Here is a 26,699-nt window from a genome sequence, read left to right as displayed (position 1 = left end):
CCGGGAAAAAAAGGGCGGAGAAAAAGGGAAGGGCACAAAAAAGAAAAGGTTGGCTCAAGGGAGATTGAGCCAACCAAGGAGGTGGTTCCTGGTATTACATGTTGCGTTTTAGTTCTTTATTTTCCTGTCCGATATTACGAAACAACGGAAGTGATTGTTGTGATCGGATTCGAAAATTCGGAATTTTCCCTGTTACAGAGCCGCAGCGTCGGTAAATTCCGGCATATGCGGATTACGGGTGCTGGTACCCTGTAAGTTACGGATCAGCAATGCAAATTCCAGGTTCACATCATCCGGTACCGGCAGATAAACAATATGACCGTTACCCGGTGCGACATCCGTGGCTTCCCCTTTGCGGTTATTCATGGCATCGAGGGTAAAGCTGATATTACCGTTTGGCGTCATCAGTTCCAGGCTGTCACCGACAGAGAATTTGTTTTTGACATCCACTTCGGCCAGGCCGTTCACGCGGTTGCCGGTAAACTCGCCGACAAACTGCTGGGAATCAGAAACAGAATAGCCGTACTCATAAGTCTGATAAGAATCATGGGTATGACGGCGCAGGAACCCTTCGGTATAACCGCGGTGTGCCAGGCCTTCCAGCGTGGTCAGCAGTGACGGATCAAACGGTTTTCCGGCAACGGCATCATCAATAGCACGACGGTAAACCTGTGCGGTGCGCGCGCAGTAATAGAAGGATTTGGTACGGCCTTCGATTTTCAGGGAGTGAACACCCATCTTCGTCAGGTTTTCGACATGTTCGATAGCCCGCAGATCTTTGGAGTTCATAATATACGTGCCGTGCTCATCTTCGAACGCGGTCATATATTCACCCGGGCGCTGTGCTTCCTCAATCAGGAATACTTTATCAGTCGGTGCGCCAACGCCGAGAGTCGGCTCAATATTTTTCACCGGGATAGGTTCCTGCTTGTGAACAATATTGCCGATCACATCTTCTTTGCCTTCTTCCACTTTATATTCCCAGCGGCAGGCATTGGTGCAGGTTCCCTGGTTAGGGTCGCGTTTGTTAATATAACCGGAAAGCAGGCAGCGGCCGGAGTAGGCCATGCACAGTGCGCCGTGGACAAATACTTCCAGCTCCATATCAGGCACATTTTTGCGGATATCAGCGATTTCATCGAGGGACAGTTCACGGGACAGGATAACCCGGGTCAGACCCATCTGACGCCAGAATTTCACGGTTGCCCAGTTCACGGCGTTGGCCTGAACGGATAAATGAATATCCATCTGCGGGAAATGTTCGCGCACCATCATGATCAGACCGGGATCGGACATAATCAGGGCGTCCGGACCCATGGCAATCACCGGCTCCAGGTCACGGATAAAGGTTTTCAGTTTGGCGTTATGCGGGGCGATATTCACCACGACATAGAATCTTTTACCCAGTTCGTGGGCTTCCTGAATGCCTTTGGCGAGGTTTTCGTGGTTAAATTCGTTGTTACGGACACGCAGGCTGTAACGCGGCTGTCCGGCATAAACCGCATCCGCACCGTAGGCGAACGCATAGCGCATATTCTTCAGCGAGCCTGCCGGAGAGAGTAATTCGGGTGTAAACATAATGTATTCCGATCTGAGTTCAAGTCAGAACCTTCCCCTGCGGGGGAGGCGTAATCAAGGCGATGGATTCTAGCGCGTCATCCGCCCGGTATCAAATGAATTACTGAAAATGGCATGAATATCGGATAACGATTTGATATAGTTTCGTTAAATTCAGTGACGCGGCGGAAAATCTCCGCTGCGTTATCATTTACTATAGTCTGTTACAGCGTGGATACATGGAAAAACGTCATATTGCAGTCTGGATTGGTCTGGTTCTTAACCTGATTTTCCTGGGGATTATTGCTTATATTCCGTCGGCACTTGAGCCGTACCGGGATCAGCTGGATTATCAGACACAACAACTGATCGAAGTCTTACCGTACGTGAAAATTCTGATGACCGGCGGGATCGCGGCACAGCTTATCAGTCTGGCATCTCTGCGTAACCAGCCGAAATTGGGTCTGATTTTCGCTATGATCGGCGGTATTATTTTTGTTCCGCTGGGCTTTATCTTTATCGTCGGTTATCTCTACGACTATAACCGCGTGGTCTACAGTTCACTGAAAAGTGTCCCGAAACTGGCGCAGTTACCGTTTGAGGTTCTGCTGAAATTCAATAAACAGCGTCAGGTCAGCATGGCTGCGATGTATGCGGTGCTCGGTGTGGTGCTGCTGGTTATCGGTATGGACTTCGGCGGTATCATGGTTGCGGTGGGGATTGTGCTGATGATTAACGCGCGGCGTATCCAGTATTATCCGATGCTGGCGATTGTCGGTGATAATCTTCTGTTTACCCCGGGGCAGTATGCGGTCTGTTATGAAGCACCGCTGAGTGCATTCACCGTGATAACAGACAACCGTTCTGCACTGAAACTGCATATCAGAACCGCTGAACTGGATCGGACATTCCGTATTGCAAAAGCGGATTTATTGCAGGATGAGCAAAATACGCTCGATAAAATCCTGGCGCGGCTGAAGCGTCCGTCAGTTATTCAGTAACCAGAAAAACAATAAACGGCGGATATTCCGCCGTTTCAGGCCGTTGACAAACCCGCAGGGATTGGCGACGACTGACAGAGGTTGTAAAAATAAACCAGGAAAATCAATTTATTGATTTTCGGCTGATAACACAAAGCAGGAAAAACCACGTTTTATCCTGCATTGTCAGCAATCTCAAACGGCGGATATTCCGCCGTTTTTTATCTCTGTCAGATAACCGCCGTCAGAGAATGGTGGCGGCGATAATCTCAGCGGGGCCGCCTTCCCAGCGGTAGCCTAATCCGTACACCGAATGAATAAAATCACGGTCACTTTCCAGCTGTCCGAGCTTGCGGCGCAGATTTTTGATGTGGCTGTCGATGGTGCGGTCGGTCACCACGCGGTAATCATCGTACAGATTATCCAGTAACTGGTTACGGGACAGCACAGTGCCCGGGTGTGACACCATCGTGCGCAGCAGGCGGAATTCGACCTGAGTGAGATCCAGACTCTGGGTCCCGAAACGCACCTGATAATTTACTTCATCAATAACCAGGGTGTCAGATTTATCTTCTGACGTTTCGTGACTGCGCTGACAGCGGCGCAGAATGGTTTTGATCCGCGCCACAACCTCACGCGGGCTGTAAGGCTTGCAGACATAATCATCGGCACCGATTTCCAGTCCCAGCAGGCGGTCAATCTCTTCCGTTTTCGCCGTCACCATCATGACGGGCACATCGCTGAACTGACGGATCTCTCGGCAGAGTGTCAGGCCGTCTTTCTCCGGCAGCATCAGATCCAGCAAAATCAGATCCGGATGATGTGCCTTAACCCAGTCTGTCACTTCACCGCCGCGTGCCAGCCAGTGTGTACGGTAATGTGCGGCGTGCAGATAATCTGTCAGTAACTGAGCCAGTTTCGGCTCATCTTCCACAATAAGAATCAGTTCGGCATGTTGTTCCATGCGGTAAACTCCTGTCAGTCAGGGCGGGGCAGAGTCAGCGTAATCGTCACGCCGCCGAGCGGGGATGCGGATGCACTGATCTGCCCGTGATGCGCTTCCGCTATTTTATCACAGATCGCAAGGCCGAGCCCGGAGCCGCCGCTGGCTCGGTTGCGGGAGGATTCACTGCGGTAGAAGCGTTCAAAAATCTGTGAGAACTGTTCTTCAGTCAGCCCCGGTGCACTGTCTGACCAATCGATCCGGATCTGTGTTTCATCCTGCTGTCCGCGTACCATAATCTGTCCGCCGCTGTCGGTATAACGCAGGCTGTTTTCCAGCAGATTATGGAACAGCTGGCCGAGCCGCGCGTCATCGCCGAAAATCATCAGCGTGTCCGGCAGTTCAGTGGTTACGGTGAGATTTTTTTCCTGCAACCGGTGACGGAAAACGCCGATGGAACGGCTGATCACATCGCTCAGGTTACATAACTCTTTACGGTAAGAGAGTGACCCGCTGTCGGATAATGAGAGCTGATGCAGGTCACTGACCAGTTTTGTCAGTGTCTGAACTTCCGCCAGCAGAGATGCGAGAGTTTCCGGTGTCGGCTGGCGTATTCCGTCCTGAAGGGCTTCCAGTTCGCCCTGCAATACGGCCAGCGGGGTACGCAGTTCGTGTGACACATCCGCCATATAGTCGCGGCGCATCAGTTCATTTTTCTCCAGCGCGGAGGCGAGCTGATTAAAATCATTCGCCAGTTGTGCAATTTCATCCTTACCGTGAACCGGTACACGGCTGCTGAAATTGCCCGCTGCCAGCTGATGTGTGCCTTCCGCCAGCCGTTTGACGGGCCGCAGAAAGCCGCGTGTCAGCAGCCAGGTCACCACAAGGGTGACCAGCAGCACCAGCGCCGACACTATCCAGCTGGTACGCGCCTGCTGATGTGAAAAGCTCTGATCGGCAGCGCGGTTGATATTATCATCTGCCGGCATCACCACCCAGCCGACAATATCGCCGTTATATCTGACCGGTTTGCGGTAGAGTTCACCCTGCGGTACCGGACCGTGTCCGAACAGACGCTGATCATCTTCACCCAGCAGCCAGAAACGCATTTTCCAGCCGCGCTCCATATGCTGCATATGACGGTCGGTATCCAGCGCCCGCAGTGCCTGCATAAATCCGCGCTGATTATTACGCAGAAAATACCAGCTGCCGTAATCGGCATATTGTTCAGCGACAACATCAGCGATCAGTTCTGTCCGGTCTTCGGCAGAGCGCTGGAGATAGCCGAGAAAGCCCTGCTCAAAACTGAAGCGGATAGCCAGATGCATGGTCAGTACCACCAGCATGCAGGTGGCAAAAATGGCGAGAAACAGTTTGTGACCAATACCGGTTTTCATGTATTTCCCTCCGTGTTCAGAACAGGCTGTCCGGTTGATTCTCCGGTTTTTTTGCGGCGCAGCCGGTCAAAAAACAGGTAAATAACAGGGGTGGTATACAATGTCAGGATCTGGCTGACCAGCAACCCGCCGACCACCGTGATGCCGAGCGGCTGACGCAGTTCCGCCCCGTCACCGCTGCCGAGTGCCAGTGGCAGTGCACCGAACAGGGCAGCCAGTGTGGTCATCAGGATCGGGCGGAAACGCAGAAGGCAGGCCTGAAAAATCGCATCCCGCGCATTTTGTCCGCCGCGCTGGGCAGCAATGGCGAAGTCCACCATGATAATGGCGTTTTTCTTCACAATCCCGATCAGCAGCATGATACCTATCAGGGCAATCAGGCTGAACGGTGTATCAAAAAACTTCAGCGCAAGCAGTGCGCCGACGCCCGCGGAGGGCAGGGTGGATAAGATAGTCAGCGGATGAATAAAGCTTTCATACAGCATACCGAGCACCAGATACACGGTAATAACAGCGGCGATAATCAGCAGTACCTGGGATTGTAATGTCTCCTGAAATAACTGTGCGGTTCCGGCAAACGAACCGCGCACCCCGGACGGCACACCCAGCTCCACCATGGTACGTTCGACCGCAGTTACCGCATCTGACAGAGAATACCCCGGCGCCACGTCAAAGCCGATTGTTGACGCCGCCGACAGCCCCTGATGGTTAACACTCAGCGGCGCATTCGCCGGGCGCCATTGTGCAAAATACGCCAGCGGAACCGGTTGTCCCTCTTTATTGATCACAAACATCTTATCCAGCGCACTGACATCCTGCGTATATTGCGGCGCAACTTCCATCACCACTTTGTACTGATTCAGCGGTTCATAAATCGTGGAGATCTGCCGCTGACCGAAGGCGTTATTGAGCAGGTTATTGGCATCATTTACGCTGATCCCGAGCTGTGCCATCACATCACGGTCATAAGTCAGTGCCATCTCCGCGCCTTTGTCTTCTTTATCCGAGTTAACATCGGCCAGCTGCGGCAGTTCACCGAGTGCCTTGCGGATTTTAGGCTCCCATTCGCGCAGCAGGGATAAATCATCCGCCAGCAGGGAATACTGATAACTGGAGTTGGACTGACGGCCGCCCGCCCGCACATCCTGCACCGGGATCAGAAACAGATTGGCACCCGGTTCATCCGCGAGGGTCACACGCAGCCGGTTTATCACATCCTGGGCGCTGTCTGTCCGCTCATCCAGCGGATTGAGGGAGATAAACATAAACCCGCTGTTCACCCGGCCGCCGCCGGTAAAACCGGTGACGCTGGCGACATCTTTATCACTGTGAATACGCTGCATAAAGGTGCGCATTTTCTGCTCCATCGACTGGAACGAAATGCTCTGGTCAGCGCGGACAAAGCCCAGCAGGCGCCCGGTATCCTGATCCGGGAAAAAGGTTTTTGGTACGGAGATATAGAGCCAGACCGCCAGGGCAATGGTGCCGGTGAAAATCAGCAGCACCCAGCGGCTGTGTGCCAGTACTACGGTCAGGCTGCGTCCGTACCATTGCTGAATACGGAACAGTATCCTGCCCGCGCCGCGTTTGCGCTCACGTGCCGGAGCCGCGCGGTTTTTCAGCAGATAGGCGCAGAGCATCGGGGTGAGTGTCAGGGAGATCACCAGCGAGATAGCAATAGCCGTGGTCAGCGTGATGGCGAACTCGCGGAACAACCGCCCGACAAGGCCATCCATCAGCAGCAGCGGGATAAACACCGCCACCAGGGAAATACTCATCGAAAGCACGGTGAAACCGACTTCGCTGACCCCTTTGAGCGCCGCTTCTTTGGGTTTCAGTCCGTTTTCAATATGACGGGCGATATTCTCCAGCACCACAATGGCATCATCTACCACAAAACCGGTGGCGACGGTCAGCGCCATCAGTGACAGGTTATTGAGGCTGAACCCGCACAGATACATGGCGCTGAAAGTACCGATAAGGGAAACAGGCACGGCCAGCGCAGGGATAATGGTGGCGCGGCCGGAGCGCAGAAACAGGAAGACCACCAGAATCACCAGCCCTACCGCAATGGTCAGGGCGCGCTCCACTTCGGTCAGTGAGGCACGGATGGTCGGTGTGCGATCCTGCGCGACCTGCATATCCACGCTGGCGGGAATGGCATCCTGTAATACCGGCAGCTGTTCACGGATACGGGCTACGGTGGCGATGATATTGGCACCGGCTTCACGGCGGATCACCAGCAGAATAGCAGGCTTGCCGTTGCTCATCCCGGCCGCGCGGACGTTCTGTACCGAGTCTTTCACTGTGGCGACATCGGCCAGGCGTACTGCCGCGCCGTCATTGTAATGCACAATCAGAGGACGATAATCATCCGCGGTTTTCAGTTCGCTGTTACTGCCAATTTGCCAGCGGCGCTCATTGTCAGATACGGAGCCCTGCGGGCGCAGCACGTTGGCATCAGCAATCGCCTTGCGTACGCTGTCGAGGGAAACACCCTGGTTAAACAGCTGTGACGGATTAAGCTCCACCCGCACGGCAGGCAGTGAACCGCCGCCGACAGAAACTTCGCTTACGCCCTCAATCTGCGACAGGCGCTGTGCCAGCCGGGTGGAGGCGATATCATAGAGTTTACCGGTATCGAGCGTGTCTGATGTCAGCGTCAGGATCATAATCGGCGCATCGGACGGGTTGGATTTATAGTAACGCGGCCGCGACGGCATCCCGGACGGCAGCAGGTTTTGCGCGGCATTCAGTGCCGCCTGCACATCGCGGGCGGCGCCGTTGATATCACGGTTAAGCTCAAATTCCAGGGTGATACTGGTGCTGCCGAGCGAACTGGATGATGTCATTTCTGACACCCCGGCTATCTGCCCGAGTGAGCGTTCCAGCGGCGTGGCGACAGACGATGCCATGGTTTCCGGCGATGCGCCCGGCAGTGACGCCGAAATATTGATCACCGGATAATCCACCTGCGGCAGCGGTGCCACCGGCAGAAACAGGAAGCTTATTGCCCCGCACAGCGTGATGGCGAGGCTTATCAGCGTCGTGGCCACCGGACGGGCGATAAACAGGGCGAACAGCCTCATGATGAGGCTCCTGTGTTGTCGCTTTCCGGGGTAAACCGGGCGTGATCGCGCCAGTGTGACAGGCGGTCAAACAGCAGGTAAATCACCGGGGTGGTAAAGAGGGTCAGGATCTGGCTCATAATCAGCCCGCCGACCATACAGACCCCCAGCGGCTGGCGCAGTTCGGCACCGACCCCGGTACTGAGCATCAGCGGCACTGCACCGAACAATGCAGCCATGGTGGTCATCAGGATCGGACGGAAACGCAGGAGACAGGCCTGATAGATCGCATCATACGGTGACAGTCCCTGTTCGCGTTCTGCGGCGAGGGCGAAGTCAATCATCATAATGGCGTTTTTCTTCACTATACCTATCAGCAGAATAATACCGATAATCGCGATGACATCCAGCTCATTGCCCGCCATGATCAGCGCCAGCAGCGCACCGACCCCGGCAGTGGGCAGGGTGGAGAGGATGGTAATCGGGTGAATAAAACTCTCATACAGAATACCGAGCACAATGTACATTGCCACTACGGCGGCGAGGATCAGCCACAATGTGCCGGAGAGGGCATTTTCAAAGGCGAGGGTCGCGCCCTGGAATTGGGTGGTGATATCTTTCGGCAGACCGATACGCTGCTCTGCTGATTTCACCGCGTTCACCGCCGCTTCCAGTGAACCACCCGCCGGGATATTAAAGGAGAAAGTGGCGGACGGGAACTGAGCCAGATGGTTAATGGCCAGCGGCCCGAAGCGCTGCGAAACAGTGGCAAACGCTGATAACGGCACGGAATTGCCGTCTTTGTTGGTCAGACGGATACTGTTGAGGGCGTCCGCACCCGGTGTCAGCGCGGTATTATTCTCCAGCACTACCCGGTACTGGCTGGCCTGGGTATAAATCGTGGAGATCAGCCGCTGACCAAACGCATTGTACAGCGCGTTATCAATATTGGTCATGGTCAGCCCCAGTCGTGAGGCTGTGTCGCGGTCAATATCGATATAAGCCACCAGTCCTTTGTTCTGCCAGTCATTACCGGTATCGGTCAGGGCATCGCTGCTCTCTAATTCTGTCATCAGACGCGGCACCCACAGATCCAGCTCCTCAAGGGAGTTCGCCTGTAAGGTGAACTGATATTGGGTGCGGGAAGTCTGGGTATCGATAGTCAGATCCTGGGACGGCTGAAGATACAGCTTCACGCCGGGCAGGGTATCTGCTTTTTCCTGTAACCGCGTGATGATAGCTTCCGCACGGTCAGCCCGCTCAGACAGTGGTTTCAGCGTGATTTGCAGACGTCCGGTGTTCAGAGTGGCGTTGCTGCCGTCGATACCGGCAAACGCTGCGATATTCGCCACCGCCGGGTCATCTGCCAGCAGACGGCTGACTGCCTGCTGTTTCTCACTCATTGCCTGGAACGATACCGATTGCGGCGCTTCCAGCGTACCCTGGATAAGCCCGTTATCCTGAATCGGGAAAAAGCCTTTCGGAATAAACAGATAAAGAATAACGGTGATCGCCATAGTGCTGAATGCAACGCCGAGCGTCAGCCACTGATGGCGTAATACCCATGTCAGCCAGCGGCCGTAACCGGCAATTACCCGCTCAAAAAAGCGTTCGGTGGCGAGGTTGAAGCGGTTATGGCGCTGTGCGGATTCCGGTTTCAGGAACCGGGCGCACATCATTGGTGTCAGCGTCAGGGATACCACGCCGGAAATCAGGATTGCCACGGCGAGGGTGATGGCAAATTCGCGGAACAGGCGGCCGACAATATCCCCCATAAATAACAGGGGAATCAACACGGCGATCAGCGAGAAGGTCAGCGAGATAATGGTAAAACCAATCTCACCGGCACCTTTCAGGGCAGCGGTCAGCGGTTTGTCACCTTTTTCCAGATAGCGGGCGATATTCTCCACTACCACAATCGCATCATCCACCACAAAGCCGGTGGCGATAGTCAGCGCCATCAGCGTCAGGTTATTGACGGAAAAGCCGCAGAAATACATCACCGCAAACGTACCGACCAGCGAGAGCGGCACTGCCACCCCCGGGATCAGCGTCGCGGCCATATTGCGCAGGAACAGGTACATCACCATGATCACCAGCGCGATTGCTAAGAACAATTCAAACTGCACATCTTTGACCGAGGCGCGGATAGCATCTGTCCGGTCAGTCAGAACCGTCACCGTCACGGATTCCGGCAGGGTCTCCACCAGTTCCGGGATCAGGGCGCGGATGGTATCGGTGGTGGCAATCACGTTCGCGCCGGGCTGGCGCTGCACATTAATCACGATGGCCTGTTTATCATTGACCCAGGCACCTAATTGCGTATTTTCCGGCCCCTCCTGAACAGTTGCCACATCGCGCAGGCGAATCGGAGCGTTATTTTTGTAGCTGACAATCAGGTTCTGATAATCTTCCGCCGATTTCATCTGGTCGTTGGCGGACAGTGTTACAGAGCGTGCCGGGCCGTCGAGGCTCCCTTTGGCGGAGTTGACGTTGGCGTTATTAATCGCGGTACGGATAGTTTCGCTGTCCAGCCCGTAAGCGGCGACAGCATTGGCATTCAGCTGAACCCGTACAGCAGGGCGCTGACCGCCCGCCAGTGTCACCAGCCCGACCCCCTCAACCTGTGAGATTTTCTGGGCGATGCGGTTCTCCACCATATCCTGTAACCGTGTCATCGGCATGGCATCGGAGGTGACGGCAAGGGTCAGTACCGGCGGATCGGCCGGGTTCACTTTGCTGTAAATCGGCGGATAAGGCAGATCATTCGGCAGCAGGTTGGTTGCTGCATTGATGGACGCCTGCACTTCCTGCACCGCCACATCCAGCGGCAGAGAAAGCTGGAACATCAGGGTGATCACCGAAGCGCCGCCCGAGCTTTGCGATGACATCTGTTTCAGGCCGGACATCTGCCCGAACTGGCGCTCAAGCGGTGCGGTCACGGCAGAGGTCATCACATCCGGGCTGGCACCGGGATAGAGTGTCACCACGCGGATAGTCGGGTAATCCACTTCCGGCAGCGAAGAGACCGGCAGCATGCGGTAACCGACAATCCCTGCCAGCAGGATCGCCAGCATAAACAGGCTGGTGGCAACCGGACGCAGGATAAACAGGCGGGACGGTCCGCCGGCACGGGTTTCAGGGTTGTTTCCGGACATCAGGCCTTATCTCCGGCTGCGGCTTTTTTCTGACCGGAGACCACTTCCACCTGTGCGCCGTCGGTCAGACGGTCAATCCCGTCGGTTACCAGGGTATCACCGGTGCTGACGCCGCTTTTGATCACCACGCGCTCCGGCGTCTGTAATTCCACATCCACAATCTGTTTGCGGACTTTATTGTCTGCCTCCAGAAGCCAGACATAATTACCTTCTGTTCCCATCTGCAATGCGGCATTCGGGATCACCACGGCATTCTCCAGCTGGCCGACCTGCAACAGCACATTGACAAACTGATTCGGGAACAGCAGGTCGTCATCATTGGTAAACCGCGCTTTGGCTTTTACCGTACCGGTGGCTGCATCGATCTGGTTATCCAGTGTCAGCAGTTTGCCTTGCGCCAGCCGGATGCTGTTATCTTTGCTCAGTGCGGTGACCGCAAGATCCGGCAGGGTGCGCTGCGCCATACGGATCAGCGGGATATCATTCTCCGGGACGGTAAACAGCACATCGGCAGGTGCTGTCTGGTTGATCACCACCAGCGGCATAGCGGTTCCGGCAGTAATAAAATTACCGGTATCCACCTGACGCAGCCCCATTTTTCCGCTGATAGGCGCGGTGATACGGCTGTAGGTCAGTTGCAGCTTCGCGCTGTCGATAGCGGCCTGATCCACCTTAATACCGGCTTCTGCCGATTTAACCAGCGCCTGCTGGGTATCGAGTTCCTGCTGTGAAATCACATGGGTGGCGGCGAGTTTCTGATAGCGGCTCAGGTCACGGCGGGCATTGGCGAGCGTGGCCTGATCTTTGGCTAATTGTCCCTGCGCCTGCGCCAGCTGGATCTCAAACGGACGCGGATCAATAGTGAACAGCAGATCACCGGCATTCACTTTTTGCCCTTCCTCAAAATGAATCTGCATCAGCTGGCCTTCCACGCGGCTGGTAACGGTGACGGAGTTGGCGGCCTGAACGGTACCGAGTGCAGATAATGTCCGCGGAATAGTCTCAGAAACAGCTTTCGCCACCTGTACCGGTGCCAGCGGCGGGCGGCCCGGACGGTTGCTGTTTTTACCTGCGGATGCGCCCGGTTTACCGGCAGCCGGCGGAGTGGCCGGTGCCGCAGAGTTAAAGTAATGATAGGTGCCGTAACCGGCTGCGCCCAGAAGGAGAACGGCAATCGTAATGCCTGTGCGTTTCTTTCTCTTTTGTACATTATTCATTATCGGATTACTCATCATTCCTTTTTACCCGGCGCTGCGCCGGGGTACGCGTAAGGGCACAAAACAGCCTGAATTATGATGGTGATAGTGTACCGGTAAATCTGATCGTAAAAATGGAAGAATTGTGAAAATAACGTTGATACAGGTAAATATACGTGGTTTCAGCAGTGGTCGCTGTTTATGTCAGTCACTTTATCATCCCTTAAGGAAATATTACCGGCACGGTTTACTCAGTTTATGATGTACAGTAACATTACGCATTCTTAACAAGCTGATAATACGCACTATAATGATGAAAAACAGACTTATTCTTGTCTCTGCACTGCTGCTGTCCGGCTGTTCTTCTGTCTGGGTGGAAGTCCCGGGCGGCTCAGAATATACACGGGCAGAAGCAAATGCATTTTGTGAACCGGAATCACATAAGCTCTACCCGGTCAAAAATGAAGTTGCACAGCGCAGTGTCATGCGGGATGTGGAAAAACGCTGCAAAAAGGATGATGACTGCGGTAACAGCAAAACCTATAAAGAGCAGACACCGGTAACGGAAAGTTACGTGATGGATGTGAATGAAGACAGCCGGAACCGTTATTTCTACAGCTGTATGAAAACAAAAGGCTGGGATCGGGAAGACCGCTGGATGTGGGAATAACAGAGATTTCAGGGCAGCTATTGCACTGCCCTGACAAAAAATCACCGATTATTTCTGTGATTTTTGCGCAAATTCTTGTTTGGCTTTCGCTAACTGCGCCTGAAATGCCGGGTCGGAATGCAATGTCGCGACAGCAGCTGATCCGACAATCCGCGCGGCATCCACGTCACTCTGCCAGTGATAGCCGCAAATGACACGGCTCTGTCCGAGCTGATAACCCCGTTCCAGAATCGCATCCTGATTTGCCGGATTCACTTCTGCCAGCACTAATGCCGTTGCCCAGCCGATAGAGGTATGACCGGACGGGTAAGATCCGTTAGTGGAGAGTTTTTTCTGATCTTTGGTATTACAGGTTTCTGTGCCGTAAAACGCAAACGGCCGGATACGCATGTAATGCTCTTTGGCGGAGCGGGTAGCGAGATCACCGGCATCCTCAATCATATTAGTCAGCAGTTTATACAGCTCCGGAGAATCCTTTTCCGTTATCGGATAACCGAACGCTCCTGAAAATGCGGTTGCTACCCCGCCCGCTGCCAGATCAGCATCTGCCTGTGCCTGTTTTCCGCGTTCGGTATTGCGCAGCATACGGCCTTTTTCATACATCGCCTGGTCATTTAAGAACAGAATACTGCCGACTTCCGGCGGCGGCGGCAGCAGCTTCAGGCTGTCGATAGCCTGTTCATTTTTCAGATAATATAAATCCGGCTTGGTGGTGGCATCGTTGCCCGCCGGGATCGCAGCCAGTGCGGAAAGGGAAAACAGTGAGAACAGGCAACCGGCGATAATATTCTTCTTCATGACATCTCCTTATCAGATACAACAGTATTACTCAGAAACCTGTTTGCCAGTGTAGGGCGGAGATATGCAAATTGATGTTAACTCTTTCAAAAAAGTGTGACAAAACAGACGGAAGACAGGTAAGTATTTTTGATGATGATTTTCAGATAATTTGATGAAAACAGCACGATTTTTGTTAACGAACTGATAAATAAGACCGAGTTGATATCATTGAAAAAGATAACACACAGATATTATAAGAGAATATAAAGGATCAGAGTTTGTTTCTGTCATCATATTATTAACAATTAAAATGAATGAAATTTTCCGGTTTTCACCATCAATGAATGTTGCTGCTACCGCTTTGCGTATCACTGCGTATACTCACAATGAGTAAGATTCTCATTCAACGGGGGGATATTATGACAGGGGTAATCAACAGGCTGTTATCACACGACGATGCCGGGAAATTATTACTGCGGCTGGCAGTCGGCGGATTAATGTTGTTTCACGGTATCGGTAAATTACTCACCGGTGCAGCGGGGATAAAAGGGTTACTGGCCTCGTTCGGGTTACCGGAATTTATCGCTTACGGGACTTATTTCGGGGAAATCGTCGCACCGGTCTTTATTATTCTCGGTATTCTGACACGGCCGTCCGCGCTGCTGGTTTCTTTCACCATGGTAGTTGCCTGGCTGATGATCGGCGTGAGCAAAACGTTTGTGCTTGACCCGACAGGGGCATGGGCGATTGAAAGCCTGATGTACTTCTTTATCAGTGGTATTGCACTGGCCTTTATCGGTCCGGGGAAATATTCAGTGATGAAGAATCCGGCCTGGCGCTGATTCAGAAGACACCGAAGACAGAAAGAAAAAGGGCGGATAATGATCCGCCCTTATCGTTTTACCGGTTTCGTTATGACTGCTGTGCCGCGACAGTTTTTATATTCTGCGTTTTACGCGCTGTCCAGCCTTTGTGAGCCAGCGGTAAAAAGCCGATAAGAATCGCCAGTACTGACACGCCCGCCACATAATACGCCGGTGCCATTGCACTTTTCTGTAACCAGGCGCCGGTCAGCATCGGGGTTAAGCCGCCGAATACCGCGTAAGCCATGTTGTAGGCAAAGGACAAGCCGGAGAAACGAATTGCCGGCGGAAATGCCCGGGTACTGATAATTGGCGTAGTGGCAATCGCACCGACAAAGAAGCCCATCACTGCATAGTTAATCACCAGTGATGCCGCCGCGATATCCGGTGACAGTGCGCTGTAGAAGTGGAACGCGGTGATCGCTAATCCGCCCCAGGACAATGCCAGTGTCACACGGCTGCCGATCTTATCTTCCAGCCAGCCCCAGAAAATACAGCCGAGGGTTAATGTCAGCGTTGCGACACAGTTTGCCTGCAACGACAGCGTGCGATCAATACCGTACATCTTTTCCACCACAACAGACGGGGTCATCAGGATGATTACTACAATAGCGGTAGATAATGACCAGGTCAGCCCTGCGGTAACAAAACAGGCCATTTTGTGGTTTTTCAGGACGGTTTTCACCGGCATTTCTTCGGACAATGTCCGTTTGGCGGCCATTTCTTTAAAAATCGGTGTTTCCTGCAAAAAGCGGCGCAGATAAACAGAAATCAGGCCGAATACACCACCGAGGATAAACGGAATACGCCATGCCCATGCAGTCACTTCCGCCGCAGTATAAGAAGCCTGAACCGCGATAGCGACCAGCGAGCCGAGCAGGATACCGCCGGTAATCCCGGAGGTCAGCGTACCGACACCCAGCCCGTAGCGCTGTTCCGGTGTGTGCTCCGCGATAAATACCCATGCACCCGGCATCTCACCGCCGATAGCCGCACCCTGTAAAATCCGCATCAGCAGTAACAGGACAGGTGCTGCCACACCGATGCTTTCATAGGTCGGCAGCATACCGATGACCAGCGTCGGAACGGCCATCAGGAAGATACTCAGGGTAAACATGCGCTTGCGGCCGATAATATCGCCGAAGTGCGCCATAATAATCCCGCCGAGCGGGCGCGCCAGGTAACCGGCGGCAAAAATTCCCAGTGTTTTCATCTGGGCGATAAACTCATTATCACCCGGGAAAAACAAGTGGGTTAGTGTACCGGTAAAAAACACAAATATGACAAAATCATAGAATTCAAGCGTGCCGCCGAGGGAAGATAATCCCAGTGTTTTATAATCGTTTTTATTTAATGGCCTTGCCTGAGGCTGACTTAATGGCGATGTATCGGTTGTCATAAGTATGTCCTTTTATTTACTCATTTATTCAATGACGGGGGTCGTGTCATTTTTTTTCTCATTTGTATTTCCCAAAAGAGAGGTAGCGGCAACACTATCCCGGTTATCTCAACGATAGCCGGAAATAAAAAAACAGGAATTGTCTGTTACCGGAGGGTATGCTTTGTTATAGCAAGAAGTTCCGTATATTGTAAACAGTACCGGCAAAAACAAGATGTATATTCTTGTTGTATGTTTTAAGTTGGAATATTGAACTAAATATGATTTGTGTCACGGATGATAACGTTAAGGAATCAGGAATGACAGCATATTATGAAAACCGGGAGAGATAATCAGCGGAATAATTGAGGTTTCGGCCCTTATTATTATTTACCCGAAATACTGGTTTATAAAACAGGATTAATGATCTTATATGAATAAGGCTTATCAATATTCTCATGAGTGAATAGCGGTAAATAAATATAAATAAGTGTGAGCAGCATGATGATTATTTCAAAGTAATAGCCGGGAATTGATCATATTCACCGGATATTGTCAGTCCGGCATCATAATCCACTGTGTTGTGGTGACGGCGAAGATACGGGAATACAGCGGAAAGAGACAAAAACGGCCACGGAGAGCTGAAGTAACACTTCTCTTTCCGTGGCCGCAGCCGGTTATCTGAGCAAAAATCAGACCAGGAACAGGGTGGCAAGACCTAAAAAGATGAAAAATCCGCCGGTATCGGTGATCGCGGTGATCATCACGCTGGCACCGAGTGCCGGGTCGCGGCCGAGCTTCATCATTGTCAGCGGGATCAGCACACCCATCATGGCGGCCATCAGCAGGTTAAGCACCATGGCCAGTGTCATCACCGCCCCCATGGCAATATCGCCGTAGAGCAGATACGTGACCACCCCCATAATCCCGCCCCAGACGACGCCGTTGATAAGGGCGACGCCCAGTTCACGCAGCATCAGGAAAGAGAAACTGCCGTGCTGGATTTGGTGCAGAGCCAGTGCACGGACAATCATCGTGATGGTCTGGTTACCGGTATTACCGCCGATACCGGCGACAATCGGCATCAGGGTGGCAAGTGCGACCAGCTGCGAGATAGTGTCCTCAAACACACCAACCACACGGGAGGCCACAAAGGCTGTACAGAGGTTAATTGCCAGCCACGCCCAGCGGTTTTTTACCGCCTGGCCGACAGGCGCAAACACATCCTCTTCAGGGCTTAACCCCCCCATACGACGGATGTTTTCCTCGCTTTCTTCGTTGAGGTTATCAACGATATCCTCAACGGTCAGACGTCCGAGCAGCCGCCCGTTATTATCGACGACGGCGGCGGAGATTAAGTCATAACGTTCGAACGCGCCGGAGGCATCTTCGCCTTTTTCATCCGGCAGGAAGGTGACCGGGCTGGTTTTCATCACATCAGAAACCAGTTTATCCGGTGACTGGGTCAGAATAGTGGTCAGCGGCAACTCGCCCTGCAAAATATTATTGCTGTCGATAACAAAGATTTTATCCGTGGCTTCCGGAATATTACTGCGGTAGCGCAGAAAACGCTGAACCGTTTTCAGCGGGACATTGCCGCGTACGGTGACAAACTCAAAGTCCATCATCTGCCCGATACTGTCCGCCGGATACTGAAGAACCGTACGGATGCGGTTGCGCAGACTTGGTTCCAGATAGGTCAGCAGGCGGCGCATGGTATCGCGCGGCAAGTGCTCGGCGATATAGGCCTGCTCATCCACATGCAGGGTGGCGACGGCGCGCAGCAGCTCTTTGTCTGACATATCTTTAATCAGACTGTCCCACACGGAAACAGAGGCTTCCACCAGCACTTCCCCGCGCTGATGGTTATCAATCAGGTGCCAGAGCGCAAGACGCTCATCATAGGGCAGGGCTTCCAGCATATCCGCAAGGTCAGCGGCGTGGAGATCTGTCAGCAGATTTTTGACTAATTTTGATTTTGAATGCAGCTCATCATCACTGAGCCTGGCATGTTCATCGGCGGTGCCCAGAATGGTTTCCACAAACTGTGAGTCGTTGAGGAACAGGGGCAAAACCTGCTGACGAATGTGTGCCAGCCGCTGGGAATGCGGATTGACCGGTGATGAGTTATCAATGGAGAAACTGTGTTCAGACATGATTTTCCTTTACACATAAAACTTTAAACAAATAAGACTGGCCGGGGATTCTCCCTGTTAGACGTCTTCTTCTTTTATACCGAGGTGCCAGCCGGGCACATCATCCCAGTAAGCCTGCTCTTTTTCCAGATCAAGCTGCATTAATGTATTGATAGTCAGATAGTGGCGCGGAAAAAACAGTGTCCAGTGTCCTTCATTAGTTTCCAGACGCAATGTTGCACGTTTGGTGGTGGACTGGCGCTGATTATTCAGTAATACCGCGAGACGCAGGATCTGTATCAGAGGGATGACCTGTTTACGTTTAAACAGTGTGAACTTCGGGATATCGTCACTTTTTACCGCCTTGCGGTGATAACGCACCAGCGTGGCAAGCAGAAGCTGCTGCTCCTGAGTGAATCCCGGTAAATTGGTATTCTGCAGAATATAGGCCGAATGGCGGTGCAGGCCTGACAGGTTGATACTCAGCCCGACTTCGTGCAGCCAGACCGCCCAGACAAGAATCGCTTCCTGCTGCGGATCAACCAGGGACGGATTCTGCTCCGCCCATTGCCGGTACAGGTTTTTCATGGTGGTCAGGACACGCAGTACCTGGGCGTTATCCACATTGTAATGTTCCACCAGACTTTGTGCGGTGCGCTGGCGGATGTCCTGATGACGGAAACGGCCTTCCATCTCATACAGTACCCCTTCGCGCAGGGCACCGGCAGACAGACGCAGTTCCGTAATTTCCAGTGCGTCAAACAGACCGCATAAAATCGCCAGACCCGGCACAAACACTTTTTTGCGATCGTCAGACAGGCCCGGTAAATTCAGGGCATCAAACCGCTTATAACGCAGTACCTGTTTGACCAGCATTTCCAGACGGACAGGGGTGATAATACCGTCCCGCTCACCCAGTTCACGCAGGATCTCACAAGCCACCTTAATCGTACCGGAGGCGCCGAGACATACATCCCAGCCCTGCACACGGAACGCAATGGCCAGGTTTTCCAGTTTGGAAACCGCCATCAGGCGGGCGCGGTTGAAACTGGCTTCGGTAATTTTGCCGTCCGGAAAAAACTGGCGGCTGAAACTGACACACCCCATACGGCGGCTTTCAATTAAAATCGGCTCAAAACGTTCGCCGATCACCAGCTCCGTCGAGCCGCCGCCGATATCTATCACCAGTTTGCGGCCTTTTTCCGGCTGTGTGTGTTCAACGCCCATAAAAATCAGGCGTGCTTCCTCGTGACCGGAAATAATTTCAATCGGGTAGGGGATCACCGCCGCAGCACGTTCGACAAACTCGTGCGCGTTGACTGCCTCACGCAGACTGTGCGTCCCGACAATCGTGACCTGCGCGGCGGGAAAGCCCTGAAGACGTTCGGCAAACAGCGCCAGACAGGCCAGCCCGCGCGCCATGGCTTCTTCACTCAGTTCATTCTGATCATTTAAACCTTCAGCCAGATACACCCGCTGCTTCAGGCGGCTGAGAACCTGGAGTGCACCGTTGACAATACGGGCAATTACCATATGAAAGCTGTTTGACCCGAGGTCGATGGCTGCAATTTCCAGCGGACGATCTTTTTCAGTGATCAGTGATAATGGCATGAACGGGCCTTTTAGTTATCCGGTTGTTCCAGGGAACGAATATAGTCATAAACCGCCATCTGCGAGCGGACTTTCCGCTTGTTGCCGCGCGGCACATAATGGTTGGACATCTCTTTATCGAGATAACGTGCCTTCTCATTATCACTGAACTGAATATCCAGAATATCGAGCACCCGGCGGCGCAGTACCGGGTCGAGCAGGCGCACAGCCACTTCAATCCGGTAATCGATATTGCGGGTCATCCAGTCAGCAGAGGAGAGATAGACTTTTTCATCCCCTTTGTTGGTGAATACATACACCCTGTCATGCTCCAGGAAACGGTCAACGATACTGGTCACCTGGATATTCTCACTGTACGGCACCTGCCCCGGTACCAGCGCGCACATGCCGCGCACCAGCAGACGGATTTTTACCCCGGCTTCGGAGGCATCATACAGACGCTCACTCAGTTGCTTATCTACCAGATTATTGATTTTCAGCGTGATTCCGGCGTCATAACCGGCCAGTGCATTGGCAATTTCATCATCAATCAGCTGATTCAGCATCGCCCGTGAATTCTGCGGGGACACCATCAGGTTATCAAACGTGACCGGCCGGTACGGGTTTTCAATAAAGTTGAACACACGCCGGACTTCATTGGTGATCTCTTCATTGGCGGTCAGCAGTGAATAGTCCGTGTAGATACGCGCGGTTTTTTCGTTAAAGTTACCGGTGCCGATATGGGCGTAACGGCGGATCACATCCCCGTCTTCCAGCCGCGAGATAATAAACAGCTTGGCGTGGATTTTCAGCCCCGGCGCGGAGAAAATAACATGTACACCAGCTGCCGTCAGGTGCCGTGCCCAGTGAATATTCGCTTCTTCATCAAAACGCGCCTGTAACTCCACCACCACGGTCACTTTTTTGCCGTTGTGCGCCGCGTGGATCATGGAATCGATAATGCGGGAATCCTTGGCGACACGGTAGATATTCATCTTGATGGAAATTACGCTCGGGTCAAAAGAGGCCTGACGCAGCAGCTCCAGCACATGTTCAAATGTGTGATACGGATAATAGAGCAGCACATCCCGCTCACGGATAGCATCAAACCCGTTACGGTGATGATCAAACCAGACATGACGCAGACGCGGCAGAGGCTTGTTTAATAAATTCTTATTACCTTCATTCGGGAAGCGGATGAAGTCTTTAAAGTTATGGTAGCGTCCGCCTGCAATCACGGAGTCATCATTGGTCAGACCGAGTTTCTCACGCAGCAGTGTCACCATTTCATCCGGCATATCGCGCTGATAAACAAAGCGCACCGGCTCGGCGGTCAGACGCTGTTTCAGCGTGGAAGACATCATCTCCAGCATCCCGGATTCCATCTCGGTGGCGAGGTCATACTCCGCATCACGCGTCATTTTCATGGAATAGGCATTGAGGGCATCGAAATCAAAAAAGCCCTTGAAGATTTCATCCAGACAGTAGCGCAGGATATTGTCGATAAGGATCATCGACTGGCGGCGGCGGCCGTTTTCTGTCGGCAGATTGACAAAGCGCGGCACTTTATCGGACGGAATTTCCAGCAGCGCATAGCGGGTCTCACGACCGGATTTGACAATCTCCACCACCAGATAGGTGTAATCATCTTTGAGGAATTCGACCAGATCGGTGCTGGTCTGGATCATAATCGGCGTGATGTGCTGGCGCAGATGCTGGCGGAAATACTGACGCAGCCAGATTTGCTGTTTCGGCGAAATCTGACGTTCGTTGATCAGGAAAATCTGATTACGGGCCATTTCCAGCAGCAGGTCGTTATACAGGGTATCAAATGCCTGATCCTGTTTTGCCACTTTGTTTTCAATTTTACGCAGCAGATGACGACCGCTGGCTCCGGAACCGCGTTGTTCCTCATTAATCAGGATGCGGCGTTTAACATCCGCGTAGCGGACTTTGTAAAACTCATCCAGGTTATTTGAGTAAATGCCCAGAAAACGCATACGCTCGATCAGCGGGTTGCGTTTGTCGGCGGCCTCCTGAAGAACCCGTTCGTTGAACGACAGCCAACTGAGTTCTTTTTCCATATAGAGCCTATCTTGGGACATTGTTACTCCGGAACGGGTTACGCTGAATCTGGGTTGAACACAGTGTACAGTTTACTAAAAAAACATTACAGGTTCTGCTTTACGCGGGCATTTTTTTCAACGTAGCTTTCTGCATCCGCTGATTTATTTTTCATCACCAGATATTCCGGCTGAAAAATACACATACGGATCGCGGTGCGGTATTCTCCGTTGACGAAAAACTCATCAATTAACTGACCTTCGGTATGGAAGCCGAGCTTTTTATAAATATGAATCGCTTTTTCATTCTCCACATCCACAATCAGATACAGTTTATATAAGTTGAGAACAGAAAACGCATAATCCATGGCAAGACGGGCAGCGCGCGAGGCAAATCCGTGTCCCTGATGTGCAGGGGCGATAATGATCTGAAATTCAGCGCGGCGGTGCACATGATTGATTTCCACCAGTTCCACCAGCCCGACTTTGGTGCCGTCGCTTTCGACAATAAAACGGCGCTCTGATTGATCGTGAATATGTTTGTCGTATAAATCACTTAATTCAATGAAAGCTTCATACGGCTCCTCAAACCAATAACGCATAATGCTGGCGTTATTATCCATCTGATGAACAAACGCTAAATCTTCACGCTCAAGCGGGCGCAGTTTTACAGGCGGAACAGCAGTGCCACCGGACATAAATCACCTCAGTATTGATTGTATTTTCTTGTTCAGTGTAACACATAACAGAAACGGAATTATCCGGGGATCGGCTTTTCCGCGTCATTACAGGGGCGGGCGTGTAAAATTATGACAATTACCTGTTATTTGAGTACCGGCCTCTGCTGACTGATGATAAAGTATGTGACAATACGCAGATGACTAATAAATACCGGATATTCCCATGAACCCGACAAAAGTGTGCCGCACCCGTCTTAATGCGCTTACCGACCTGCCGAATATCGGTGAGGCGATGGCGGAAGATCTGCGTCTGCTGGGATATGAAACACCGCAGGATATTACCGGTTCAGATCCGGTCATTATGTATGAAATGCTCTGCGCGGTAACCGGTGTCCGTCAGGATCCCTGTGTCATTGATGTATTCTGGTCAGTCACTGATTTTCTGGCCGGAAAACCGGCACAGCCGTGGTGGAATTATACCGGTCAGCGCAAAGCGTATCTTAATGATATGGCAAAACTGCGGTAGTTATGAATTAACCTGGCTGATAATACGGTTAATCGTCATAAGCGCAGTACACAGGCTGGGTGAATGCGCTTTCGCTCTGTCAATATCCCAGCTTTCCTGAACAAAACGGGTCAGAAGCGTATTGTAAGACAGCCCGACTTTTGAGGCTGCCCCTTTTTTGGGCGGAATACCTTTGCGTATATCCGCATTTTTGGACAGCTTCGCCAGGTTTATTATTTTCTCTTTGGGATCAAGTAAATCATCCGGTGACCGGCAGATTTTGTCACCTGAAATATTCAGAAACGTACTCAGCCCTTCGCGATCAGCTAAAATCCAGCTTTCGATTTCCCGTACCGGAATAATAATGTCCAGGCTTTTGCTTTTATTTTTTATCTCTTTTTCTATTGAGGATCGGAATTTGTTAATATCGGTTTGTAAATCTGAATCAAAAACAACCAGTACATTATGAAGGTAAGATAATTCATTGAATTTATGAATGTTATTTTTCAGATAACCACAGCCTTGCTTCCCTAATTTAAATGGGATATCGATGCCGCTGACAGAAGAGAGTATTTTGACCATAACTTCTTCTGTTAAAATATCTTCTGTCGCGATCGAAATTTTCATTCATTATATCTCTGACATTTTTCTGATATTGGCAGGTACTGTCAGCGGTAACATAATTTCTGCGGCAGTTAATCCTGCGCGCATTGCGGCGAGTTCGTCATCATCCGGAGAGCGTGCAGTCGTACCGTTCTCAGAGGGCAGAAGCAGGATAATATCATTGCCGTCTATATTGTTGCTTAACAGCGAAACACTGTGCGTGCTGATAAGGATCTGTTTTTGATTCCTGGCTCCTTTCAGCGTATTTTCAATTACTTCAGGGATATACCGGACAATTTCATTATTCAGAGAAAGTTCCGGTTCTTCCAGCAGGAGCAATTGTCTTTTTTCAAGAAGAGACCACATCAAACCAATCAGTCTCAGTGTACCATCGGAAAACTGGTCTTCTTTCTGCCATCCGGCATTAGGGCGCCAGTGATCGTAACGGGCTTCGAGATGCGGTTGACCGGAACTGTCACGCTCAAAGCGGAGTTCTTTAAATTGCGGCACAGCAATAGATAAACCGGCCTGAATTTTTTTCAGCCACGAATCCCGGGTTTTGGCATTCGTATTAGCCAGACGATCTAAAAATCCCTGACCAAAAGGATCATCTTCAATTTTGGTGATACCGATTTCTTTGGCAAACTTAAGTAACTGAGGAACAATATGCAGATATGTGACAGATGCGAAAAACTGAGCGACAGGCCGGAATGGCTGATTAGCTAAAATTTGTTCCAGATGCGTTTGTGTCAGCTGTATCTCATCAGATTGATCATTGGAGTTCGGCCGGGACAATATAGACTCATTATTAAGAGTGACATTTTCACTGGTAATATGAATCAATTGTTTTCCTTTACCGGATGCTTTGAATTTTAATTCATACACCCATTCATTATTATCGTCTGATAAATTCAGAATAATAGCTACTTCAGTATCATTACGTGCCTGAAGGCAACGTAATTTGGTGATACCGCCCCGGTCGTTAACCGCTTTCTGTAAGCCGCCGCCATCCTTGCAAAGGTCACTCATAAAACGAAAAACATCCAGGAAGTTAGATTTACCCACGGCGTTAGGACCGATGATATATACCCGATCATTCATATTGATATCGATATTCCGGAAGTTTTTCCAGTTTTTCAGACGGACTCGGGTAATTTTCATGGTCATACCTTCAGGGTTATGTCATTCAGATAACAGCAATTATTGCAGTCTGAATTAAATTTTGTCAAACAAGAGTATTGTTACCTGTTGGTAGCAACAACATAGCACTATGCTGCCGGATTATCGGGGATGGAAGATAAAGTTGTGAGCATTATTCCAACAAAAAAAGAAATTACGGGAATAAAAGAGAATAAGTATAGATAAATGGCCCGCATGTCAGCGGGGCATTTATTTTATGAATGGAAACCGTCCGGCGACAGCAACTGCTCATCCAGATACACACCATCTTCCTGCAACAGTAAACGCCCCTGCACATACCAGTTAACGACCTGCGGATAAATGCGGTGTTCTTCCTGCTGTATCCGTGCGGTGAGGGTTTCTTCGGTATCGCCGGGCTGAACCGCAATGCGTGCCTGCAAAATGACCGGCCCGCCGTCCAGCTCTTCCGTCACGAAATGGACAGAAGTACCGTGTTCAGCGTCCCCGTTTTCCAGGACTTTGCGGTGCGTGTGCAGACCCGGATATTTCGGCAGCAGAGAGGGGTGGATATTCAGCATTCTGCCGTGATAGTGACGGACAAAAGCTGGTGTCAGAATCCGCATATATCCGGCGAGAATAATGACATCAGGGCGGTATTCATCAATCTGATCCTGTAGTGCGGCATCGAAATCATCCCGTGAAGGGAAATCCGCCTGGCGGAGTGACTGAGCGGGAATTCCGGCATTCTGAGCCCGGATTAACCCGTAAGCGTCTGCTTTGTTACTGAATACTGCGACAATCTCTGCATTGAGACTGTGTGAATTGCAGGCGTCAATTAACGCCTGCAAATTACTGCCGCTGCCGGAAATCAGCACAACAAGGCGTTTCTTCATCAGCGGATGATAACCTGCGGCTCATCTTCGCGGCACACCGCGATATCACCAATCAGCCATGCGTTCTCACCGGCTTCAGTCAGCAGGGCGAGTGCAGCCGGTACAGCAGAGGCAGGCAGGGCGATCACCATACCGACACCACAGTTAAAGGTACGGTACATTTCATAATCATCCACATTGCCGGCCTGTTGCAGCCAGTTAAAGACGGATGGCCACTGCCAGGATGCGGCATCAATCCGCGCCTGAGTACAGGCCGGTAACACACGCGGGATATTCTCCCAGAAACCGCCGCCGGTCAGGTGCGCAATCGCGTGGACATCGGTATTTTCAATCAGTTGCAGTACGGATTTGACATAGATTTTGGTCGGTGCCAGCAGATGGTCTGCCAGGGATTTGCCGTCAAGCTCTGTTGTCGCAGGGTCAGTCTTGCTGACTTCCAGGATTTTGCGGATCAGGGAATAGCCGTTGGAGTGCGGGCCGCTGGATGCCAGCGCGATCAGCACATCACCGGCACGGACCTTGCTGCCGTCAATAATTTCTGATTTTTCCGCCACACCGACACAGAACCCGGCCACGTCATAATCATTACCGTGATACATGCCCGGCATTTCAGCGGTTTCACCGCCGACCAGCGCACAACCCGCCTGCTTACAGCCTTCGGCAATACCGGTAACCACGCGGGCGGCGGTGTCGACATCCAGTTTACCGGTCGCGTAATAGTCGAGGAAGAAGAGGGGCTCAGCACCGGCGACCACCAGGTCGTTCACGCACATAGCAACGAGGTCGATACCGATAGTGTCATGGCGTGCCAGATCCATGGCCAGGCGCAGCTTGGTGCCGACGCCGTCAGTGCCGGAAACCAGCACCGGCTCTTTATATTTCTGCGGTACCGCACACAGCGCACCGAAACCACCCAGTCCGCCCATCACTTCAGGACGGCGTGTCTCTTTGACAACATGCTTAATACGGGAAACTAAGGCATTACCGGCATCAATATCAACACCGGCATCTTTGTAACTCAGGGAAGTTTTGTCAGTCACTGCGGCCCCCAACGGCGATTGCAAGTAAGTGGGTGAATCGAAAACGCGGCTATTCTAACA

Annotated in this window: 20 protein-coding genes; 4 read left to right on the top strand and 16 right to left on the bottom strand. The window is 51.8% G+C overall.

Annotated elements, in window-relative coordinates:
- Window positions 1–192: 192 nt before the first annotated feature.
- Window positions 193–1,578, bottom strand: a complete 1,386-nt coding sequence (gene yegQ / locus AAZR23_RS07385) for a tRNA 5-hydroxyuridine modification protein YegQ (protein WP_046893279.1) — start codon at window positions 1,576–1,578, stop codon at window positions 193–195.
- 218 nt (window positions 1,579–1,796) lie between these two features.
- On the opposite strand from yegQ, the gene AAZR23_RS07380 reads away from it, so the two are divergent.
- Complete coding sequence (locus AAZR23_RS07380; protein ID WP_166708082.1) at window positions 1,797–2,558, top strand: hypothetical protein; 762 nt, start codon at window positions 1,797–1,799, stop codon at window positions 2,556–2,558.
- A 223-nt stretch (window positions 2,559–2,781) separates the two neighbouring features.
- On the opposite strand, the gene baeR is transcribed toward AAZR23_RS07380, so the two are convergent.
- The 5 genes from baeR to AAZR23_RS07355 are packed head-to-tail and all read right to left on the bottom strand — an operon-like array spanning window position 2,782 to window position 12,320.
- A complete protein-coding gene (gene baeR, locus AAZR23_RS07375; RefSeq protein ID WP_218426242.1) occupies window positions 2,782–3,501 on the bottom strand; it encodes a two-component system response regulator BaeR in 720 nt (239 codons plus the stop codon).
- 14 nt (window positions 3,502–3,515) lie between these two features.
- Complete coding sequence (gene baeS / locus AAZR23_RS07370) at window positions 3,516–4,877, bottom strand: two-component system sensor histidine kinase BaeS (RefSeq protein WP_218426241.1); 1,362 nt, start codon at window positions 4,875–4,877, stop codon at window positions 3,516–3,518.
- On the bottom strand, window positions 4,874–7,966 hold the full coding sequence (mdtC, locus tag AAZR23_RS07365) for a multidrug efflux RND transporter permease subunit MdtC (protein WP_434691573.1): 3,093 nt from the start codon (window positions 7,964–7,966) through the stop codon (window positions 4,874–4,876). The genes baeS and mdtC overlap by 4 nt, the downstream gene beginning before the upstream one ends.
- A complete protein-coding gene (locus tag AAZR23_RS07360; protein ID WP_434691571.1) occupies window positions 7,963–11,103 on the bottom strand; it encodes an MdtB/MuxB family multidrug efflux RND transporter permease subunit in 3,141 nt (1,046 codons plus the stop codon). Before AAZR23_RS07360 ends, mdtC begins: the two co-directional genes overlap by 4 nt.
- Window positions 11,103–12,320, bottom strand: a complete 1,218-nt coding sequence (locus AAZR23_RS07355; protein WP_218426240.1) for an MdtA/MuxA family multidrug efflux RND transporter periplasmic adaptor subunit — start codon at window positions 12,318–12,320, stop codon at window positions 11,103–11,105. Before AAZR23_RS07355 ends, AAZR23_RS07360 begins: the two co-directional genes overlap by 1 nt.
- Before the next feature lie 289 nt (window positions 12,321–12,609).
- Here AAZR23_RS07355 and AAZR23_RS07350 point away from each other — a divergent pair, with 289 nt between their 5' ends.
- Window positions 12,610–12,969 (top strand): hypothetical protein, encoded by a 360-nt coding sequence (locus AAZR23_RS07350; RefSeq protein ID WP_004235239.1) that lies wholly within the window; start codon window positions 12,610–12,612, stop codon window positions 12,967–12,969.
- A gap of 48 nt (window positions 12,970–13,017) precedes the next feature.
- Here AAZR23_RS07350 and phoC read toward each other — a convergent pair whose 3' ends face one another.
- On the bottom strand, window positions 13,018–13,767 hold the full coding sequence (gene phoC, locus AAZR23_RS07345) for an acid phosphatase PhoC (protein ID WP_166708078.1): 750 nt from the start codon (window positions 13,765–13,767) through the stop codon (window positions 13,018–13,020).
- A 401-nt stretch (window positions 13,768–14,168) separates the two neighbouring features.
- Between phoC and AAZR23_RS07340 the strand changes: the two genes are divergently transcribed.
- A complete protein-coding gene (locus AAZR23_RS07340) occupies window positions 14,169–14,591 on the top strand; it encodes a DoxX family protein (protein WP_166708077.1) in 423 nt (140 codons plus the stop codon).
- A gap of 70 nt (window positions 14,592–14,661) precedes the next feature.
- On the opposite strand, the gene AAZR23_RS07335 is transcribed toward AAZR23_RS07340, so the two are convergent.
- The 5 genes from AAZR23_RS07335 to speG form a co-directional block, all read right to left on the bottom strand.
- Window positions 14,662–16,011 (bottom strand): MFS transporter, encoded by a 1,350-nt coding sequence (locus AAZR23_RS07335; RefSeq protein WP_112550355.1) that lies wholly within the window; start codon window positions 16,009–16,011, stop codon window positions 14,662–14,664.
- Window positions 16,012–16,682: 671 nt separating this feature from the next.
- Entirely contained in the window at window positions 16,683–18,146 is a 1,464-nt protein-coding gene (gene mgtE, locus AAZR23_RS07330) for a magnesium transporter (RefSeq protein ID WP_434691565.1), read from the bottom strand.
- A 57-nt stretch (window positions 18,147–18,203) separates the two neighbouring features.
- On the bottom strand, window positions 18,204–19,736 hold the full coding sequence (gene ppx, locus AAZR23_RS07325; protein WP_434691562.1) for an exopolyphosphatase: 1,533 nt from the start codon (window positions 19,734–19,736) through the stop codon (window positions 18,204–18,206).
- 11 nt (window positions 19,737–19,747) lie between these two features.
- Complete coding sequence (gene ppk1, locus AAZR23_RS07320; RefSeq protein WP_107678855.1) at window positions 19,748–21,820, bottom strand: polyphosphate kinase 1; 2,073 nt, start codon at window positions 21,818–21,820, stop codon at window positions 19,748–19,750.
- Between the two features lie 65 nt (window positions 21,821–21,885).
- Window positions 21,886–22,476, bottom strand: coding sequence for a spermidine N1-acetyltransferase (gene speG, locus AAZR23_RS07315; RefSeq protein WP_046893266.1), 591 nt, complete (start codon window positions 22,474–22,476; stop codon window positions 21,886–21,888).
- A gap of 205 nt (window positions 22,477–22,681) precedes the next feature.
- On the opposite strand from speG, the gene AAZR23_RS07310 reads away from it, so the two are divergent.
- A complete protein-coding gene (locus tag AAZR23_RS07310) occupies window positions 22,682–22,984 on the top strand; it encodes a helix-hairpin-helix domain-containing protein (protein ID WP_166708074.1) in 303 nt (100 codons plus the stop codon).
- Here AAZR23_RS07310 and AAZR23_RS07305 read toward each other — a convergent pair whose 3' ends face one another.
- The 4 genes from AAZR23_RS07305 to purM all read right to left on the bottom strand — a co-directional run bounded on the left by AAZR23_RS07305 (window position 22,985) and on the right by purM (window position 26,639).
- Window positions 22,985–23,590, bottom strand: a complete 606-nt coding sequence (locus AAZR23_RS07305) for a DUF4276 family protein (protein ID WP_046893264.1) — start codon at window positions 23,588–23,590, stop codon at window positions 22,985–22,987.
- A 3-nt stretch (window positions 23,591–23,593) separates the two neighbouring features.
- Complete coding sequence (locus AAZR23_RS07300) at window positions 23,594–24,727, bottom strand: AAA family ATPase (RefSeq protein WP_046893263.1); 1,134 nt, start codon at window positions 24,725–24,727, stop codon at window positions 23,594–23,596.
- A gap of 233 nt (window positions 24,728–24,960) precedes the next feature.
- Window positions 24,961–25,599, bottom strand: a complete 639-nt coding sequence (gene purN / locus AAZR23_RS07295) for a phosphoribosylglycinamide formyltransferase (RefSeq protein WP_218426237.1) — start codon at window positions 25,597–25,599, stop codon at window positions 24,961–24,963.
- On the bottom strand, window positions 25,599–26,639 hold the full coding sequence (gene purM, locus AAZR23_RS07290; RefSeq protein WP_434691556.1) for a phosphoribosylformylglycinamidine cyclo-ligase: 1,041 nt from the start codon (window positions 26,637–26,639) through the stop codon (window positions 25,599–25,601). The genes purN and purM overlap by 1 nt, the downstream gene beginning before the upstream one ends.
- Window positions 26,640–26,699: the final 60 nt, after the last annotated feature.

The organism is Morganella sp. Je.2.23 (genome assembly GCF_051129855.1).
GTDB lineage: Bacteria > Pseudomonadota > Gammaproteobacteria > Enterobacterales > Enterobacteriaceae > Morganella > Morganella sibonii.
This window is presented reverse-complemented; position numbering and strand designations above follow the sequence as displayed.

Bases quoted from the DNA above. Each gene is read 5' to 3' on its own strand.
- AAZR23_RS07305 (WP_046893264.1), bottom strand. From the start codon at position 23,590: ATGAAAATTTCGATCGCGACAGAAGATATTTTAACAGAAGAAGTTATG.
- purN (WP_218426237.1), bottom strand. From the start codon at position 25,599: ATGAAGAAACGCCTTGTTGTGCTGATTTCCGGCAGCGGCAGTAATTTG.
- mgtE (WP_434691565.1), bottom strand. From the start codon at position 18,146: ATGTCTGAACACAGTTTCTCCATTGATAACTCATCACCGGTCAATCCG.
- phoC (WP_166708078.1), bottom strand. From the start codon at position 13,767: ATGAAGAAGAATATTATCGCCGGTTGCCTGTTCTCACTGTTTTCCCTT.
- AAZR23_RS07300 (WP_046893263.1), bottom strand. From the start codon at position 24,727: ATGAAAATTACCCGAGTCCGTCTGAAAAACTGGAAAAACTTCCGGAAT.
- baeR (WP_218426242.1), bottom strand. From the start codon at position 3,501: ATGGAACAACATGCCGAACTGATTCTTATTGTGGAAGATGAGCCGAAA.
- AAZR23_RS07340 (WP_166708077.1), top strand. From the start codon at position 14,169: ATGACAGGGGTAATCAACAGGCTGTTATCACACGACGATGCCGGGAAA.
- yegQ (WP_046893279.1), bottom strand. From the start codon at position 1,578: ATGTTTACACCCGAATTACTCTCTCCGGCAGGCTCGCTGAAGAATATG.
- AAZR23_RS07310 (WP_166708074.1), top strand. From the start codon at position 22,682: ATGAACCCGACAAAAGTGTGCCGCACCCGTCTTAATGCGCTTACCGAC.
- AAZR23_RS07350 (WP_004235239.1), top strand. From the start codon at position 12,610: ATGATGAAAAACAGACTTATTCTTGTCTCTGCACTGCTGCTGTCCGGC.
- ppx (WP_434691562.1), bottom strand. From the start codon at position 19,736: ATGCCATTATCACTGATCACTGAAAAAGATCGTCCGCTGGAAATTGCA.
- AAZR23_RS07335 (WP_112550355.1), bottom strand. From the start codon at position 16,011: ATGACAACCGATACATCGCCATTAAGTCAGCCTCAGGCAAGGCCATTA.
- ppk1 (WP_107678855.1), bottom strand. From the start codon at position 21,820: ATGTCCCAAGATAGGCTCTATATGGAAAAAGAACTCAGTTGGCTGTCG.
- AAZR23_RS07360 (WP_434691571.1), bottom strand. From the start codon at position 11,103: ATGTCCGGAAACAACCCTGAAACCCGTGCCGGCGGACCGTCCCGCCTG.
- AAZR23_RS07355 (WP_218426240.1), bottom strand. From the start codon at position 12,320: ATGAATAATGTACAAAAGAGAAAGAAACGCACAGGCATTACGATTGCC.
- mdtC (WP_434691573.1), bottom strand. From the start codon at position 7,966: ATGAGGCTGTTCGCCCTGTTTATCGCCCGTCCGGTGGCCACGACGCTG.
- baeS (WP_218426241.1), bottom strand. From the start codon at position 4,877: ATGAAAACCGGTATTGGTCACAAACTGTTTCTCGCCATTTTTGCCACC.
- AAZR23_RS07380 (WP_166708082.1), top strand. From the start codon at position 1,797: ATGGAAAAACGTCATATTGCAGTCTGGATTGGTCTGGTTCTTAACCTG.
- speG (WP_046893266.1), bottom strand. From the start codon at position 22,476: ATGTCCGGTGGCACTGCTGTTCCGCCTGTAAAACTGCGCCCGCTTGAG.